Consider the following 16278-nt stretch of genomic DNA (forward strand, 5'->3'; position numbering starts at 1 on the left):
TTCTCCGCTGAATTTTTGGTCACGAAAATCCAGAGTAATGCAGTGCACAAAAACGCGCAAGAAAAACAAATAGGGTCGGAGTCGAATTAAATCGGCGACAGTCGCGCGGGAATTTAATTGGGGACAGAGTGCCAGCCAAAACCGGGAAACCAGTGTCTGACCCATAGGGCCAGGCACTTTCGGCCCGCGTCCGCCGCGTCTTAAAGGATCTGACCCTGCGGGTCAGACCCTGGTTTACCGGTTTTGGCTGGCCGCCCCCGCTTAGCCGGCAGCACCTGCCGCTTCATGCGCCGCTCCAGTTCAGCCTTCCATTTGTCGCTGCCCAAAGGCCAGCCTTTCAGCGCCGCGCTCTCGATTGCCCGCTGGTCCACTCCAGCCAGCCCCTGCGCCGCCAGTTCTATATAGGCCGCCTCGCGCTGGAACGGCGTATTGCCCAGCGCCCAGTAGATCGGATGATCGTTCACCGCCCCATCCTGGCGAATCCCCGCATGGTGTGGATAGCTCGACCACTGGTAATGCTCCGGCCCTTCGGCCAGTCGCGCTCGGACCGCAGCGAATTCAATGTATTTAGAGCAAGAAATGAAGTAGCGCTCCGCCTCGATGACCGAGGTTTTATAGCGCCCCTGCCACAGAGTGCCGGCCCGGGAGTATTTCTGGTTGAAATAAGGGACATAGTGCCGCCCGATCCATTGCATCATGCCACCCAGGCCTTCCTCGTCGCTGGGAGAGGCTAGCAGGTGCAATTCGCCCGGCAAAAGGGTGTAGGCATGCACCGCCACCTTGTATTGGCGGGCGGCGGCGCGCATCCACGCGATGAAACTGCTGAAATCTTCAGCATCCAGGAACACTTCCTGGCCATTCAGGCCACGCTGGATGATGTAATGCGGCTGGTTGGGAACGACGAGACGAGGCAGACGGGCCATGAAAACAAAAAGGGTAGGATCGGGAAACCCCGATTCTACCCAGTTCGCTTGACTCTGTCCCTATTAAGACAAATTGAAGCTGGCGGACAGGCTGTAACCCTCGCCGTAGGCCGAACGCAGGGGCAAATCCTGGCCCAGGCCGCTACGCGCCTTTTTGCGTAAACGATACACCAGCATGTCGACGCGGCGGCCGGCATCCGGATCGTCGCCGCCAATGCCAGCCACGATCACCTGGCGCGGCACCGGACGGGTGTTAATGGTCAGCAAGTGCAGGAAATTGCACTCTTTCTCGGTCAGGGTGATGGCCTGGCCCTGCAGTTCCAGCTGGCGGGCCGAGACCTTCAGGGTCCACTTGCTTGGAACAGGGATGGCTTCCTGCGGGCCGACGCGGCGGTCCAGCGCCTCGATATGGGCGGCCAGTTCCGGGAACTTGATCGGCTTGGTCAGGTAATGGTCGGCGCCCAGGCGCAGGCCCATGATGCGGGAGTCGAAGGCCACGCGGCCGGTCAGCACGAGCAGGCCGATCTGAGGGTACAGCTGGCGCATGCGCGGGATGACATTGAAGCCATCCTCATCCGGCAAGCCCAGGTCGAGCACGACAACGCCCACGGTGCCCTGGCTGAGGGCGGACCACATTTCCTGGGCGTTATTGGTGGTGTGAACTACATGGCCAAGTTCAGCCAGGAAATCCGCCATCTCTTCGGCGTATTCCAGGTTGTCTTCCACGATGAGTATTTGCGTCATTGATGCGCCATTTTCCATTCAGTCGCGAGCCGGGGTTTAGGGCTTGCGTCGAAGAATTATCACGGTTGGTCACGGGCTGCGCAAGCCTTAAGCAGCGACCGGGAGCCAAATCCGAAATTTCTTGCCGCTTTCAGGCAAATTTTCCACAGACAGTGTGCCGCCGTGGACCTCAACAACATTCCTGGCCATATACAGGCCGAGGCCGGAACCGGCATGCCCTGCGGCAGCCTTGCCTCGGTAACCCTTGTCGAAGAGTTTGCCTAGCTCATCATCCGGAACGGGAGCGCCGTGGTCGATGACGAGGAGTTCAACCCCGCCTTCGCTGGCTTTCCTACCCTGCAATTCTATCGCAACGTTGTCATTAGTGTACTTGAGGGCGTTATCTAAAAGTATGTCGAGACACAAACGCATGCCCTGCGGATCGCAACGCATCCATTGCGGCAAGCCTTCTGCACGCACCGTGATGTCGCCGCGACGCTGGCGCGCGGCTTCGGCCGCCGTTTCCAGCAAGGCTTCCGGCGAGATTTCGTCGGCCTGGCGCTTGCGGCCAATGCTGGCCATGCGCTCAGGGCTCAGGTATTCGTTGATCAACTCCAACAAGCGGTCGACCGACGTCTGTATCTTGCGGTAGCGCTTCTTGGTGTTTTCATCAGCATTGGCCGAAGTCATTTCCAGGCGCTGGATCGCACCGTCGATCGTGGAGAGCGGCGTGCGGAATTCGTGCGACACCATCGACGCGAATTTCTTTTGCTGCTTCTCACGCTCGATGCGATCGCGGATATCGCGCACCGTGCCGACCAGGCGCAGCACGCCGCTATCGACGTCGGGCACCAGGGTCGATTCGATTTCGACCGGGATCATCACACCGTCGCGGCCCGTCATTTCCGCATCGCGCACGGTATGGCGGCGCGTGGTATCGCCGGAGGTGTAGGCTTCCAGCCGTTCCGGCAGTTCGCCCATCAAGTCGGCCGCAACCTGCTGAGCGCGGTCCGGCATGTAGCCAAACAGCTTTTCAGCAGAAGGGCTGACGTACAGCAGCTGGCCACTATCGCAGTCCAGCATCCAGTGTACGTCGCTGCTGTGGTCGAGGATCTGGCGATAGTGTTCAGCACTCAGCATGGGATCAATCCTGTAACGGTGCGAAGATCTGTTGCAGGTCTTCCTGGGTCAAGGCCATCTTCTGCGATTCGCCTTCGGCCAGCACGGATTGCGCCAGGTCCGATTTCTTCTGCTGCAGCAGCTGGATCTTTTCTTCCAGCGTGCCCTTGGCGATCAGCTTGTACACGAACACCGGCTTGTCCTGGCCGATACGCCAGGCGCGGTCGGTGGCCTGGTTTTCGGCGGCAGGATTCCACCACGGATCGTAATGGATCACGGTGTCGGCTGCAGTCAGGTTCAGGCCCACGCCGCCGGCCTTCAGCGAAATCAGGAAAATCGGCACCGCGCCTTGCTGGAAGGCAGCCACCTGGGCGCCGCGGTCGCGGGTTTCTCCGGTCAGGATGGCGTACGGAATGTCGCGTGCTTCCAGTTCTTCCTCGATCAGTTCCAGCATCGAAGTGAATTGCGAGAACACCAGGATCTTGCGCTTCTCTTCCAGCAGGTCTTCCACCATCTGCATCAGGTCGATCAGCTTGGCCGAACCAGCGGAGGCGGCTTTCTTGGTAGTCTTCACCAGGCGCGGATCGCAGCAGACCTGGCGCAGCTTGAGCAGCGCTTCCAGGATCACGATCTGCGAGCGCGCCACGCCCTTGCGATCGATCTCCTCGCGCACTTTCTGGTCCATGGCCAGGCGCACAGTTTCGTACAGGTCGCGCTGCGCGCCGCTGAGCTCCACCTTGCGCACCATCTCGGTCTTCGGCGGCAGTTCCTTGGCCACGCTGTCCTTGGTACGGCGCACCAGGAAAGGCTTGATGCGGCGGTTCAGCAACTGGCGGCGCTGCGGATCATCCTGGCGCTCGATCGGGTGGCGGAAGTTGCTGTTGAAGGTCTTCTCGTCGCCCAGCAAGCCCGGCAACAGGAAGTGGAATTGCGACCACAGCTCGCCGAGGTGGTTTTCCAGCGGCGTGCCGGACAGGCACAGGCGGTGGCGCGCACGCAGCAGGCCCGCGCTCTGGGCGGCCTTCGATCGGGTGTTCTTGATGTAGTGCGATTCGTCCAGGATCACCAGGTGGAAATCATGCTCGCGCAGCTTTTCCTCGTCGCGCGGCAGCAGGGCGTAGGTGGTCAGCACCAGGTCGACTTTCGGGATCTCGTCGAACAGCTCGGCGCGGTCCTTGCCCTGCAACAGCAGCACTTTCAGGCCAGGCGCGAAGCGGGCGGCTTCATCCTGCCAGTTGTTCATCAGGCTGGTGGGCGCGATGACCAGGGCTGGATGATCCAGGCGGCCGGCTTCTTTCTCCACCAGGATGTGGGCGATAGTTTGCACCGTCTTGCCCAGACCCATGTCGTCGGCCAGGATGCCGCCGAAATTGTATTCGCGCAGGAACTGCATCCAGCTCAGGCCGTCGGTCTGGTAATCGCGCAGGGTCGCTTGCAGGCCGGCCGGGGTCGGCACACGCTTGACCGAGGAGAACTGGTTGAGCTTGCGGCCCATTTCACGCAGCTCTTCGCCGCCGGTCCACTGGAAGTCGACATTGCGCGCCAGCTCGTCCAGGCGCGCCGCATCCAGCGAGGACATGCGCACCGAATGGCGGATCTTTTCGCTGAAGTAGAGCTCGCCGATCGTCGCCAGGATAGGGCGCAGGCGGTTCCATGGCAGGGCCACGCGCGTACCGTCCGGCAGCGCGGCCAGCATCTGGTCCGAGTCGCCATGCACAGCCAGCGCTTTCGGGCTGAAGTCGTTCGGGAAATTGCGGATCATCTGCACCAGCACCGGCAGCAGCGGCACGCGCTCGCCATTGACGGTGATGCCGAGTTCCAGGTCGAACCAGGCATTGCCATTCTCGGTGGTTTCTTCCTCGACTTCGGCGTACCAGTCGTCGACCGCCACCATATCGTAGCGGTACTTCGGCGATTTCTCGACGCGCCAGCCGGCAGCCAGCAATTCATCGATGCCGGATTCGGCGAAGCGGATCCAGTCGGCCTGGTTGGCCAGCAACAGGCCGCCGCGCACGCTGGACAGCGGCAGCGCGGTCGGTTTCTTGAAGCCCAGCTGGGTCAGTGTTTCCAGCGCGGCCGCCTCGGCAGCCTCGTCACGCTGGATGATCTCAGTCACTTCGCCGCGCTGGCGCACCACACGCTGCGAAGGATCGAAGGACACGCGCTCGCCGTCGTAGTCATACGACAGCACGGCATAGTCATTCCAGCGCTGCAGGGTGCCGTCGGCCAGTTGCGCCGAATCGAGCACCAGGATAGGCCGCGGCTTGACGTCGGTGCGCACGCGCTGGGGCAGCGGCTGTGGCAACGGCATCAATTGCTGCAGGCCGTGCGCCAGCAGCAGCTGCGATACCCGCATCTTATCGTTCGGCATCAGCAGCGGCGCCTGCGCCACCAAGGCCTGCAGGTCAGCCAGCGGAATGGTGGTGCCACCCTGGTTCAGCTGCAGCACGCCGGTCGACAGGTTGTCGATATACCATGGCGGTTCGGTCGGCAGCATGTAGTCGATCTGGTCGGCGCCATGGTGCCGGGCCCCTTCCTGCACGTCGACCTGCCAGCCAAGGCGCAGGCCCTTGCCTTCCTCGCGCCAGGCCAGGCTGGCATTGCGCTTGTCGCCAGCCTTCATCGGATAGACCAGGCCGTTGCCCACGTCGGACCAGGAGTTCGCCCACAGCAGCTTGTCCTGTTCGGACAACATTTGCAGCAGCGCCGCGCCGATCTTGCCGCGCGGCTCAGTGGCGCTGCCGGTCTGGGAATTGGGCCCGCTGCGCATGGCCACGAAGAAGCGGACCAGGTCTTCATCGCCCGGCGCCAGGAATGCTGGCGGAGCGGAGAGCAGGGAAAACACTTCGCTGACCGGGGTGGCCGCAGCCACGTCCCCGTTCGGTTTCAGGCGCGCCTTGTACAGGCAGAGCGCGACATGGCGCCCGCCGCTGGTCGGCGCCAGCACATAAATCAGTTTGTAGTTGGTCTGTTTCGGGTCGATTTCGACCGGGGCCAGTTTTGGCTTGGGATGCGCGGCTGCATCCACCCTCTGCAACCATGTCGCCACAGCATAGGGAAGCTGGTTGGGCGGAGCAGCTGGTGCGGGAGCCGGTGCGACTGGAGTTTCGCGGGCTTCGTCGCGGGTAATATCCATTGGGCGCATTCTTTTAAATCAGCGGTTCAAAAACAGCAACATGCAATATTATCCGCCTTCCACGTTTTCGTGTTTGTGAAAATCCTAACTTAGTGCAACTACAAGTTAGACGGACAACATTGACTAATTAATAATAATCGATTCCCGGGCCCGTGTTGTATGATTTCGGCCTTCACAGTTTGGAATACCGTCATGCTGCCTTCTATCGAACAACGCCTTGCCCTCGAACTGGCCGCCAAGCCGGCCCAGGTCGCCGCCGCCATCGCCCTGCTGGACGAAGGCGCCACCGTCCCGTTTATCGCCCGCTACCGCAAGGAAGCGACCGGCGGCCTGGACGACACCCAGCTGCGCAATCTCGAAGAGCGCCTGCGCTACCTGCGCGAGCTGGAAGAACGCCGTGAAGCGATCGTCAACTCGATTACCGAGCAAGGCAAGATGACGCCGGAGCTGCTAGATGCGGTCATGCACGCAGAGGACAAGACCCGGCTGGAAGACCTTTACCTCCCTTACAAGCAAAAACGCCGCACCAAGGCCCAGATCGCCATCGAAGCGGGCCTGGCCCCGCTGGCCGACGCCCTGCTGGCCGACCCGACCCTGAATCCCGAGGAACAGGCCGCCGGTTACATGCGCGAAGCCTTCGAGACCGCCGACGGCAAGAATCCTGGCGTGGCCGACGCCAAGGCCGCCCTCGATGGCGCCCGCCAGATCCTGATGGAACGCTTCGCGGAAGACGCCACCCTGCTGCAATCGCTGCGCGAATATGTCCAAGAGCATGGCGTAGTTGAATCGAAAGTTGTTGAGGGAAAGCAAGAAGAGGGCGAAAAGTTCGCCGATTACTTCGATTATTCCGAGCCGCTGGCCGCCGTACCGTCGCATCGCGCCTTGGCACTGTTGCGCGGACGCCGGGAAGGCATGCTGGACGTCACCCTGCGTCTCGATTCGGAAGAGGAAAAGCCGAAGTGGGACGCCCCGCATAACCCCTGCGAAAGCCGCATTTCGGCCCGTTTCGGCATCAAGCAAGCCGGCCGCCCCGCCGACAAATGGCTGGCCGACACCGTGCGCTGGACCTGGCGCGTGAAATCCTTCATGCACCTGGAAACCGAACTGATGGGCGCCCTGCGCGAAAAAGCCGAACTGGACGCCATCAACGTGTTTGCTACCAATTTGAAAGCTTTGTTGCTGGCCGCCCCGGCCGGCCCGCGCGCCACCATGGGCCTGGACCCAGGCCTGCGCACCGGCGTGAAAGTCGCCGTAGTCGACGCCACCGGCAAGGTTGTGGATACCGCCACCATTTATCCACACCAGCCGCGCAACGACTGGCACGGCTCGCTGCACACCTTGTCGCGACTGGCCGCCAAGCACGGCGTGCAGCTGGTCTCGATCGGCAACGGCACCGCCTCGCGCGAAACCGACAAGCTGGCGCAAGACCTGATCAAGCAATGTCCGGAGCTGAAGCTGACCAAGATCGTGGTCTCAGAAGCCGGCGCATCGGTGTACTCGGCCTCCGAATACGCCTCGCGCGAACTGCCGGAGCTGGACGTGTCGCTGCGCGGTGCCGTCTCGATCGCGCGCCGCCTGCAAGACCCGCTGGCCGAGCTGGTGAAGATCGACCCGAAATCGATCGGCGTCGGCCAGTACCAGCACGACGTATCGCAGACCCAATTGGCGCGCTCGCTGGACGCAGTCGTAGAGGACTGCGTGAATGCGGTGGGCGTCGACGTGAATACCGCCTCGGCGCCGCTGCTGGCACGCGTCTCCGGCCTGTCCGCCAGCGTAGCGCAAAGCATCGTCAGCTACCGCGACATGAAGGGCGCATTCGCCTCCCGTGCAGCGCTGAAGAACGTGCCGCGACTGGGCGACAAGACCTTCGAGCAGGCAGCCGGCTTCCTGCGCGTAATGGGCGGAGAGAACCCGCTGGACGCGTCGGCAGTGCACCCTGAGTCATACCCGGTGGTCGAGAAGATCCTGGCCGACATCCAGAAAGACGTGCGCGGCGTGATCGGCGAAAGCAAGTTGCTGAAAGCGCTGTCCCCGGCCAAATATGCCGACGACAAGTTCGGCGTGCCGACCGTGACCGACATCATCAAGGAACTGGAAAAGCCGGGCCGCGACCCGCGCCCTGAATTCACCACCGCCACCTTCAAGGAAGGCGTGGAAGAGATCAGCGACCTGCGTCCGGACATGATCCTGGAAGGCGTAGTGACCAATGTGGCCGCCTTCGGCGCCTTCGTCGATATCGGTGTGCACCAGGACGGCCTGGTTCACATTTCCGCCCTGTCGAACACCTTCGTCAAAGACCCCCACACGGTGGTGAAAGCCGGGCAGGTGGTGAAGGTCAAGGTACTGGAGGTGGACGTGAAGCGCAAGCGTATTGCCCTGACCATGCGCCTGTCCGACAGCGCGCCCGTCGCCGGCTCCCGCCCAGAGCAGCGTAGCGACCGCAACGACCGCCGCGCCATGGGCCAGCAGCAAAAGCAGCAATCGCGCGAGCCAGTCCAGCAAAGCTCGATGGCCGCCGCCTTCGCCAAGCTGCGCAGCTAAACAAAAGTCGGGGTCAGGTCTGTCTTTTGGACAGCTAACGCAATCATTTGATCTTGCTCAATACGCGATTTCGCTACCTTTCGCGTATTGATTTTGATCAAAGGGTAGCGCTGTCTGTCCGAATGACAGACCTGACCCCGAATTACGCCAGGACATGACCTGTGTCATCAAGTAAGGCGCCGTTTCGCGGTAAAATGGCGGGATTCCAATCCTTAGCAGTGAGAATGCAATGAGCGACGTACAAACCTGGATCAAAGAAACCGTGACCAACACCCCCGTCGTGCTGTTCATGAAGGGCACCGCCCAGTTCCCACAGTGCGGCTTCTCCGGCCGTGCCATCCAGATCCTGAAAGCCTGCGGCGTTGAAAACATCGCCACCGTGAACGTACTGGATGATCCGGAAGTGCGCCAGGGCATCAAGGAATACTCGAACTGGCCAACCATCCCGCAGCTGTACGTGCGCGGTGAGTTCATCGGCGGCTCCGACATCATGTCCGAGATGTATGAATCCGGCGAACTGAAGGCCCTGCTGGACAATAATGGCTGATCGCCCGCAGCGGCTGGTCATTGCCATCACCGGCGCTACCGGCGCCGTGTACGGCGTGCGGCTGCTGCAGCATTTGAAGCAAGCGACGGGGCAGGATGGCCGTCCCGTCGAGACCCACCTGGTCATCTCCGACGCCGCGGTCCTCACCCTCCATCAGGAAACAGGCTTGCAGCGCAAGGAAGTCGAAGCGCTGGCCCATGTCGTCCATAAGCAGAACAATATCGGCGCTTCCATCGCCAGCGGCTCTTTCCAGGCCGACGGCATGGTGATCGCTCCCTGTTCAATGAAAACCCTGGCTTCCGTCGCGCATGGCCTGTCGGACAACCTGATCGCCCGTGCTGCCGATGTGATGCTGAAGGAGCGCCGCCGCCTGATACTGATGGTGCGCGAGACGCCTTTCAATCTTGCGCATCTGCGCAATATGACCGCTGTCACCGAAATGGGCGGCGTTATCTTTCCGCCATTGCCAAGTTTTTACCACCAGCCGGAATCCATCGATGAAATGGTGGACCACACCGTGGCCCGTGTGATCGACTTATTCGGCATATGTCACAATCTGGCCCCTCGCTGGAATGGCATGAACCCTTGAAAACATGCGCCTTTGCGGGCCAATGTATCAAGTTTGTTACAAAGTGGTCTGGTCGTTTGTGACATGGCAGGACACCATGTTGGCAGTATCAAAAACATCATTTTGACACTTGGGCGGGGCGCGCCGGGAGCCGGCGCGCTAAGTGAAACTCGGACGTGCTTTTGAAAGCAATTTGCCCCGTTTTGCGCAGGATAAATGGTGTCGTTTTGTTACTTTTGGTAGTTGACCCTCACCAGCATGCGAATAAATTCGCGCGCAATTTGCTTGTGATGGTCGTCCAGCCGTTGCAAATCAGCGATCAATTTGACGTCAGCCGACTCGAACCGGTTCAGGTTGCTACCGTTCGAATCTCCATTATGGTGCTCGATTTCGGCACCGCCAAAGCGCAGCCATTCAGCAGGAACGCCCAGCCACTGCGCAATCATGCGCAGCTTTTCCTGGGTCGGAATTGCCTCTCCAACCAGCCATTTTCGGGCGGCGTGGACCGTAATCGGTCTGCCCTCAAACCTGATGTTGAACTCTCTCGCCAGCCGGGTTGGGCTGTCCGGAGAGTAGTGGGCATTTTTCAAAGCCTGCTGGAGTCGCTGGCTGAAGCTTTCACGTTCGTTCGAAGAATTCATAGTTGCACTATTTCATGTCACAACATGAATGTCAGTCTCTAGAACCATCAGACCAATTGTGACAATTGTAGTTAACAACAATTAACAATTGGCGCTACAGACTGGACGATTTCCCGCTCTGCCAACCCGAATTTCTTTCGGTAAAATCGGTAAAAAGTAGCAGAATCTACTTGTCATGACGACAAATAATCGGTTACAACTTTAGAAATAAAGTTGCTTGGCGACTACAAACCTAGGGGCTGTCTTTGTTGTCGACCGGTCGGCTGGTATTAAAGACCGTCGGTAACTTTATGCGCCTTTATGAATTTCATGATGCCGTGATCTCCGGTATCCCGGCGCACGATACCATCCCGCCATAGTTTGTGAAGGTGGGCCAGCGCTTCGCCCAACGCGAAGCTGAGTTGGTGGGCATCCAGCGGGCGGCGGAACATGATTGGTACTATCTCTGCCGCGGAGCGCGGCTGATCCGTGCAGGCGGCCAGCACCTCGGCCAGGCGCGCCTCGTGGTGATCGCGCAACTGCTTGATGCGGGTGTGCAGGCCTCGGAATGGCCGGCCATGCGAGGGCAGCACCAGCACGTCTTCCGGCAGGGTGGCGAAGCGCTCGAGCGAATCGAGGTATTGCTGCAAGGGGTTGGCTTCGGGTTCAACCGCGAAAACCGACATATTGGTCGAAATGCGCGGCAAGACCATGTCGCCGGAAATCAGCACATTGAGCTGTTCGCAGTAGAGGGCGGCGTGTTCCGGCGAATGGCCGAAACCGGTGATCACGCGCCAGGTGGCGTCGCCGGCCGCGATCACCTGGCCGTCATGCAGGCGCACATAGGAAGCCGGCACAGAAGGCACCAGCGAGGGGTAGTAATTCTTCCGGGAGCGCATTTTCTCCAGCATTTCCGGGTCGACCAGGCCATGCCGTTCAAAATGGGGGACGGCCGAAGGGCCGTCGACGCCGGGCAAGCCGGCCGACATCATGCGTGCGAAGGCATACTCGCCCGCCGTCATCCACAACGAGACGCCAAAGCGCTGGCACAGCCAATCGGCGAGCCCGACGTGGTCCGGGTGACAGTGAGTGGCCACTACGCGCCGCAGCGGCTGGCCAGCCAGCGGCCCGGCCAGCACGGCATTCCAGGCTTCCCTGCTGGCGTCCAGCGCCACGCCGCAGTCCACCGCGCTCCAGCCATCGGCTTCGCGCAACAGCCACAGGTTGATGTGGTCGAGCGCGAACGGCAACGGCAGCCGCATCCACGCCACGCCGGGCGCGACTTCGAGCACCGTGCCGCTGGCCGGCAGGGTGTCGCCAAATGGATAGTCAAGCTGGGATTCGAGCGGGTTCATGGCGTACAATAGATTGACGTTACGTAAACGGAAGATCCATTGTAAGCCATGCCGACCTACACCATCACCGAACTGGCCCGTGAGTTCGATATCACCCCGCGCGCCATCCGCTTCTATGAAGACCAGGGCCTGTTGAGCCCATCGCGCGAAGGTGCCGGCGGCCGCAACCGCGTGTATACCCCACGCGACCGCACCCGCCTCAAACTGACACTGCGCGGCAAGCGCATCGGCCTGTCGCTCAGCGAAATCAAGAGCCTGGTCGACATGTATGAGTCGCCAAAGGACACCGAAGCCCAGATGAACCGCTTCCTGGGCGTGCTGTCGCAGCACCGCGAGACGCTGGAACAACAGCGCGAGGACATCGAAATGTCGCTGCAAGAGATCGCCACCCACGAGGAAGAGTGCAAGCGCCTGCTGGCAGCACTTGCCGAAAAGCAAACTACGGCTACTTGACGTTTACGTTAACGTCACTCAGGCGTATCATTTGCGCTTCAATACCCAACACCAATAGAGGAAGACATGCTCCATCTCCCAGGCCTGACCTTTGATCACGGCGAAGACATCGCCGCCCTGCGCGAAGCGGTACAGCAGTTCGCCGCCGCCGAAATCGCCCCGCGCGCCGCTGAAATCGACCGCACCGACCAGTTCCCGATGGACCTGTGGCGCAAGATGGGTGAATTGGGCCTGCTGGGCATCACCGTCGGCGAAGAATACGGCGGCTCGAACATGGGCTACCTGGCCCACATCATCGCGATGGAAGAAATTTCCCGCGCTTCCGCCTCGGTCGGCCTGTCGTACGGCGCGCACTCCAACCTGTGCGTCAACCAGATCAAGCGCAACGGCACCGAAGAACAGAAGAAGAAATACCTGCCGAAGCTGATCTCCGGCGAGCACGTGGGTGCGCTGGCCATGTCCGAGCCGAACGCCGGTTCCGACGTGGTGTCGATGAAGCTGCGCGCCGACTTCAAGGGCGACCGCTGGGTGCTGAACGGCACCAAGATGTGGATCACCAACGGCCCGGACGCCGACACCCTGGTGGTGTACGCCAAGAACGATCTGGAAGCCGGCCCGCGCGGCATGACCGCCTTCCTGATCGAGAAGGGCTTCAAGGGCTTCTCCATCGCCCAGAAGCTGGACAAGCTGGGCATGCGCGGCTCCCACACCGGCGAGCTGGTGTTTGAAGATTGCGAAGTGCCGGCCGAGAACGTGCTGGGCGGCCTGGGCAAGGGGGTCAACGTGCTGATGTCCGGCCTGGACTTCGAACGCACCGTGCTGTCCGGCGGCCCGCTGGGCATCATGTCGGCCTGTATGGACGCCGTGGTTCCTTACATCCACGACCGCAAGCAGTTCGGCCAGCCGATCGGCGAATTCCAGCTGATGCAGGGCAAGCTGGCGGACATGTACTCCACCATGATGGCTTGCCGCGCCTACGTCTACGCCGTGGGCCAGGCCTGCGACCGCGCCACCTCGCCTGAGCAGGTGCGCGCATTGCGCAAGGATGCCGCCGGCGCCATCCTGTACTCGGCCGAGAAGGCAACCTGGATGGCAGGCGAAGCAATCCAGACCTTGGGCGGCAATGGCTACATCAACGAGTACCCGGTCGGCCGCCTGTGGCGCGACGCCAAGCTGTACGAAATCGGCGCCGGCACCAGCGAAATCCGCCGCATGCTGATCGGCCGCGAACTGTTCGCCGAGACCAAGTAAGCGAAGCCGCCCGCAAGGCCGCCATGATCCACGCCGCCTTCCCCAAGCTGCTGTCGTCGCAAATCGCGTTCGACATCGCGCGCACCATCCGCGAGGGGTTCGACAAGCACTACCGCCTGTTCCGGCAAGCGGCGCAGGCGGCCAAGCGGCATTTCGAGCAAGGCGACTGGGCGGTGGCCCAGGTCGCGGCGCGTGAACGGATCGACTTTTACGACAAGCGCGTGCAGGAGTGCGTGCAGATGCTGGAGGACGAATACGATCCGTCCGAGCTGACCGATGAAGTGTGGCGCGAACTCAAGCTGCACTACATCGGCATGTTGTCCGGCCACAAGCAGCCGGAGCTGGCGGAGACTTTCTTCAACTCGGTGTGCTGCAATATCCTGCACCGCTCCTACTTCCACAACGAATTCATTTTCGTGCGCCCGGTCGTATCGACCGAGTACATCGACACGGAAGAAGTAGCGCCGACCTACCGCGTGTACTACCCGGGCAAGGACGGCCTGACCTTCACGCTCAAGCGCATCGTCACCAACTTCCAGCTGAACACCCCGTTCGCCAACCTGTCGCGCGATGTCGCGCTGGTGGAAGAACGGCTGTCCGACCTGTTCGGCGAACTGGAACCGAATGCGCAAATACAGATTCTTTCGAGCCTGTTCTTCCGCAACAAGGGCGCCTACATCGTCGGCCGCGCCATCAACGGCAGCCGCGAACTGCCTTTCGTGGTGCCTATCCTGCACAACAAGAACAAGCAGCTGGTGCTGGATGCAGTGTTGACGGAGCAGCAGGACATCGTTCTGCTGTTCTCGTTCACGCGCGCCTACTTCCTGGTCGACATGGAAGTGCCGTCGGCCTACGTGCAGTTCCTGCGCAACCTGCTGCCGCTCAAGCCACGCAGCGAGATCTACACCATCCTCGGCCTGCAGAAGCAGGGCAAGAATGCCTTCTACCGCGACTACCTGCAGCACCTGAAGCACTCGTCCGACCTGTTCGCGATTGCGCCCGGCATCCGCGGCCTGGTGATGCTGGTGTTCGCGCTGCCGTCCTTCCCTTATGTGTTCAAGGTGATCAAGGACTTCTATCCGCCGCCGAAGGAAACCACGCGCGAGCAGATCAAGTCCAAATACCTGCTGGTGAAGCACCACGACCGAGTGGGCCGCATGGCTGACACGCTGGAGTACTCCAACGTCGCCTTCCCGCGCAACCGCTTCAGCGAAGAGCTGGTGATGGAGCTGAAGCACTTCGCACCATCGCTGATCGAAGAAGAAGGCGATCAGCTGGTGATCAAGCACCTGTACATTGAACGCCGCATGGTGCCGCTGAACATGTTCCTGTCGCACGCCGATGAAGTGGGCGACGATGCGGCACTGGAGCATGGCATCATCGAATATGGCAACGCCATCAAGGACCTGGTGGCAGCGAATATCTTCCCGGGCGACATGCTGTACAAGAATTTCGGCGTCACCCGTCACAAGCGTGTCGTTTTCTACGACTACGATGAAATTGAATACATCACGGACTGCAACTTCCGTGTGATTCCGGCGCCACGCAACGAGGAGGACGAAATGTCCGCCGAGCCGTGGTACCCCATTGGAAAGCACGACGTGTTTCCCGAGCAGTTCGACAAGTTCTTGCTCGGTAACGCGAAAATCCGAAAATACTTTATGAAGCACCACGCCGAGCTGCTCTCGCCTCACTGGTGGGCCAGGAAAAAAGCGCTGATCGCCAGTGGTGTCATTGAGGACGTGTTCCCGTATCCCCAGCACGTCCGTTTCCGCAACCGAGATTCGCTGCCCGAGGCAGCGAAGCAAGCAACACCTTCCCTTTTGGAGACCTTTGAAAATGAATGACCCAATCGTAATCGTCGGCGCAGCACGTACCCCAATGGGCGCCTTCCAGAGCGACTTCGCAAGCCTGAGCGCCAATGACCTGGGCGCAGTGGCCATCAAGGCCGCCGTCGAACGCGCAGGCATCAAGCCGGAAGCAGTCGAACACGTCTACTTCGGCAACTGCCTGATGGCAGGCCAGGGCCAGGCGCCAGCACGCCAGGCTTCGATCAAGGCTGGCCTGCCGGTATCGGCCGGCGCCGTGACCCTGTCCAAGATGTGCGGCTCCGCCATGCAGGCAGCGATCTTCGCCTACGACGCACTGGCAGCCGGCAGCGCTGAAGTGATCGTGGCAGGCGGCATGGAATCCATGACCAACGCCCCTTACCTGATTCCGAAAGCACGCGGCGGCTACCGCATCGGCCACGGCATGATGTTCGACCACATGATGTACGACGGCCTGGAAGACGCCTACACCCGCGACGCCAAGACCGGCGCCGGCCGCTCCATGGGCACCTTCGCCGAACAGTGCTCGGCTGCCTACAAGTTCACCCGCGAAGCGCAGGACAACTTCGCCATCGAATCCGTCAAGCGTGCGCAAGCGGCACAGGCATCCGGTGCCTTCAACTGGGAAATCGCCCCGGTGACCGTATCCGGCCGCGCCGGTGACGTAGTGATCGACAAGGATGAAGGCCCGCTGAAAGCCAAGATCGAAAAGATCCCAGCCCTGAAGCCAGCCTTCGCCAAGGACGGCACCATCACCGCCGCTTCGTCCTCCTCGATCAACGACGGCGCTGCCGCCCTGGTCATGATGCGCGAATCCACCGCCAAGAAGCTGGGCGCCACCGTGATCGCCAAGGTCACCGGCCACGCCACCAACTCCCTGGTGCCGGAACAGTTCACCACCGCCCCAGTGGGCGCGATCCAGAAGCTGCTGGCCAAGACCGGCTGGAAAGTCGGAGACGTTGACCTGTTCGAGATCAATGAAGCCTTCGCCGCCGTGCCAATGGCAGCGATGCACGACCTGGACATCCCGCACAGCAAGGTGAACGTGCACGGCGGTGCTTGCGCCCTGGGCCACCCGATCGGCGCCACCGGCGCGCGCATCATCACCACCCTGATCGGCGCATTGAAAGCCAAGGGCGGCAAGAAGGGCGTGGCAGCACTGTGTATCGGCGGCGGCGAAGCCACTGCCATGGGCATCGAGCTGGTTTAAGCA

13 protein-coding genes are annotated in these 16278 nt (G+C 61.1%); 7 read left to right on the forward strand and 6 right to left on the reverse strand.

All coding sequences use genetic code 11. The features are described from left to right. Nucleotides 1-200: 200 nt before the first annotated feature. From ACN9M3_RS00900 to ACN9M3_RS00915, 4 genes are all read right to left on the reverse strand, one after another. Nucleotides 201-923, reverse strand: a complete 723-nt coding sequence (locus ACN9M3_RS00900) for a transposase (RefSeq protein ID WP_426319973.1) — start codon at nucleotides 921-923, stop codon at nucleotides 201-203. A 63-nt stretch (nucleotides 924-986) separates the two neighbouring features. Beyond that, nucleotides 987-1667 (reverse strand): response regulator transcription factor, encoded by a 681-nt coding sequence (locus ACN9M3_RS00905; protein WP_055939590.1) that lies wholly within the window; start codon nucleotides 1665-1667, stop codon nucleotides 987-989. An 87-nt stretch (nucleotides 1668-1754) separates the two neighbouring features. Continuing rightward, nucleotides 1755-2786: a PAS domain-containing sensor histidine kinase gene (locus tag ACN9M3_RS00910; protein ID WP_426166660.1), complete on the reverse strand. Its 1032-nt coding sequence runs from the start codon at nucleotides 2784-2786 to the stop codon at nucleotides 1755-1757. A gap of 4 nt (nucleotides 2787-2790) precedes the next feature. Next, on the reverse strand, nucleotides 2791-5901 hold the full coding sequence (locus ACN9M3_RS00915; RefSeq protein WP_426166662.1) for a DEAD/DEAH box helicase: 3111 nt from the start codon (nucleotides 5899-5901) through the stop codon (nucleotides 2791-2793). A gap of 192 nt (nucleotides 5902-6093) precedes the next feature. Here ACN9M3_RS00915 and ACN9M3_RS00920 point away from each other — a divergent pair, with 192 nt between their 5' ends. The 3 genes from ACN9M3_RS00920 to ACN9M3_RS00930 all read left to right on the forward strand — a co-directional run bounded on the left by ACN9M3_RS00920 (nucleotide 6094) and on the right by ACN9M3_RS00930 (nucleotide 9578). Further along, nucleotides 6094-8442, forward strand: a complete 2349-nt coding sequence (locus ACN9M3_RS00920; RefSeq protein WP_426319976.1) for a Tex family protein — start codon at nucleotides 6094-6096, stop codon at nucleotides 8440-8442. A 229-nt stretch (nucleotides 8443-8671) separates the two neighbouring features. After that, complete coding sequence (grxD, locus tag ACN9M3_RS00925) at nucleotides 8672-8989, forward strand: Grx4 family monothiol glutaredoxin (RefSeq protein WP_057265627.1); 318 nt, start codon at nucleotides 8672-8674, stop codon at nucleotides 8987-8989. Then, nucleotides 8982-9578, forward strand: coding sequence for a UbiX family flavin prenyltransferase (locus ACN9M3_RS00930; RefSeq protein WP_426166667.1), 597 nt, complete (start codon nucleotides 8982-8984; stop codon nucleotides 9576-9578). The genes grxD and ACN9M3_RS00930 overlap by 8 nt, the downstream gene beginning before the upstream one ends. 209 nt (nucleotides 9579-9787) lie before the next feature. Here ACN9M3_RS00930 and ACN9M3_RS00935 read toward each other — a convergent pair whose 3' ends face one another. Both ACN9M3_RS00935 and ACN9M3_RS00940 read right to left on the reverse strand, forming a co-directional pair. Beyond that, the gene (locus ACN9M3_RS00935) at nucleotides 9788-10198 is read right to left on the reverse strand and encodes a hypothetical protein (protein WP_426166669.1); all 411 of its coding nucleotides are present in this window, start codon (nucleotides 10196-10198) and stop codon (nucleotides 9788-9790) included. 269 nt (nucleotides 10199-10467) lie between these two features. Continuing rightward, nucleotides 10468-11532, reverse strand: a complete 1065-nt coding sequence (locus ACN9M3_RS00940) for an MBL fold metallo-hydrolase (protein WP_426319979.1) — start codon at nucleotides 11530-11532, stop codon at nucleotides 10468-10470. Between the two features lie 48 nt (nucleotides 11533-11580). Between ACN9M3_RS00940 and ACN9M3_RS00945 the strand changes: the two genes are divergently transcribed. From ACN9M3_RS00945 to ACN9M3_RS00960, 4 genes are all read left to right on the forward strand, one after another. After that, a complete protein-coding gene (locus ACN9M3_RS00945) occupies nucleotides 11581-11985 on the forward strand; it encodes a MerR family transcriptional regulator (RefSeq protein ID WP_426166673.1) in 405 nt (134 codons plus the stop codon). Between the two features lie 66 nt (nucleotides 11986-12051). Continuing rightward, nucleotides 12052-13236 carry an isovaleryl-CoA dehydrogenase gene (locus ACN9M3_RS00950; RefSeq protein ID WP_426166675.1) on the forward strand — a complete coding sequence of 395 codons (1185 nt, stop codon included), beginning with the start codon at nucleotides 12052-12054 and terminating at the stop codon, nucleotides 13234-13236. A 23-nt stretch (nucleotides 13237-13259) separates the two neighbouring features. Then, nucleotides 13260-15083: a bifunctional isocitrate dehydrogenase kinase/phosphatase gene (aceK, locus tag ACN9M3_RS00955; protein WP_426319981.1), complete on the forward strand. Its 1824-nt coding sequence runs from the start codon at nucleotides 13260-13262 to the stop codon at nucleotides 15081-15083. Continuing rightward, nucleotides 15076-16275 (forward strand): acetyl-CoA C-acyltransferase, encoded by a 1200-nt coding sequence (locus ACN9M3_RS00960; RefSeq protein ID WP_426166679.1) that lies wholly within the window; start codon nucleotides 15076-15078, stop codon nucleotides 16273-16275. Before aceK ends, ACN9M3_RS00960 begins: the two co-directional genes overlap by 8 nt. The last annotated feature ends 3 nt before the right edge of the window (nucleotides 16276-16278 follow it).

This window comes from Pseudoduganella sp. R-43 (assembly GCF_049913255.1).
In the GTDB taxonomy this organism is placed as follows: domain Bacteria; phylum Pseudomonadota; class Gammaproteobacteria; order Burkholderiales; family Burkholderiaceae_D; genus Rugamonas.

What these genes read in the sequence shown, in the direction of transcription:
- ACN9M3_RS00900 (WP_426319973.1), bottom strand. Translation starts at nt 923, where the DNA reads ATGGCCCGTCTGCCTCGTCTCGTCGTTCCCAACCAGCCGCATTACATC.
- ACN9M3_RS00905 (WP_055939590.1), bottom strand. Translation starts at nt 1,667, where the DNA reads ATGACGCAAATACTCATCGTGGAAGACAACCTGGAATACGCCGAAGAG.
- ACN9M3_RS00910 (WP_426166660.1), bottom strand. Translation starts at nt 2,786, where the DNA reads ATGCTGAGTGCTGAACACTATCGCCAGATCCTCGACCACAGCAGCGAC.
- ACN9M3_RS00915 (WP_426166662.1), bottom strand. Translation starts at nt 5,901, where the DNA reads ATGGATATTACCCGCGACGAAGCCCGCGAAACTCCAGTCGCACCGGCT.
- ACN9M3_RS00920 (WP_426319976.1), top strand. Translation starts at nt 6,094, where the DNA reads ATGCTGCCTTCTATCGAACAACGCCTTGCCCTCGAACTGGCCGCCAAG.
- grxD (WP_057265627.1), top strand. Translation starts at nt 8,672, where the DNA reads ATGAGCGACGTACAAACCTGGATCAAAGAAACCGTGACCAACACCCCC.
- ACN9M3_RS00930 (WP_426166667.1), top strand. Translation starts at nt 8,982, where the DNA reads ATGGCTGATCGCCCGCAGCGGCTGGTCATTGCCATCACCGGCGCTACC.
- ACN9M3_RS00935 (WP_426166669.1), bottom strand. Translation starts at nt 10,198, where the DNA reads ATGAATTCTTCGAACGAACGTGAAAGCTTCAGCCAGCGACTCCAGCAG.
- ACN9M3_RS00940 (WP_426319979.1), bottom strand. Translation starts at nt 11,532, where the DNA reads ATGAACCCGCTCGAATCCCAGCTTGACTATCCATTTGGCGACACCCTG.
- ACN9M3_RS00945 (WP_426166673.1), top strand. Translation starts at nt 11,581, where the DNA reads ATGCCGACCTACACCATCACCGAACTGGCCCGTGAGTTCGATATCACC.
- ACN9M3_RS00950 (WP_426166675.1), top strand. Translation starts at nt 12,052, where the DNA reads ATGCTCCATCTCCCAGGCCTGACCTTTGATCACGGCGAAGACATCGCC.
- aceK (WP_426319981.1), top strand. Translation starts at nt 13,260, where the DNA reads ATGATCCACGCCGCCTTCCCCAAGCTGCTGTCGTCGCAAATCGCGTTC.
- ACN9M3_RS00960 (WP_426166679.1), top strand. Translation starts at nt 15,076, where the DNA reads ATGAATGACCCAATCGTAATCGTCGGCGCAGCACGTACCCCAATGGGC.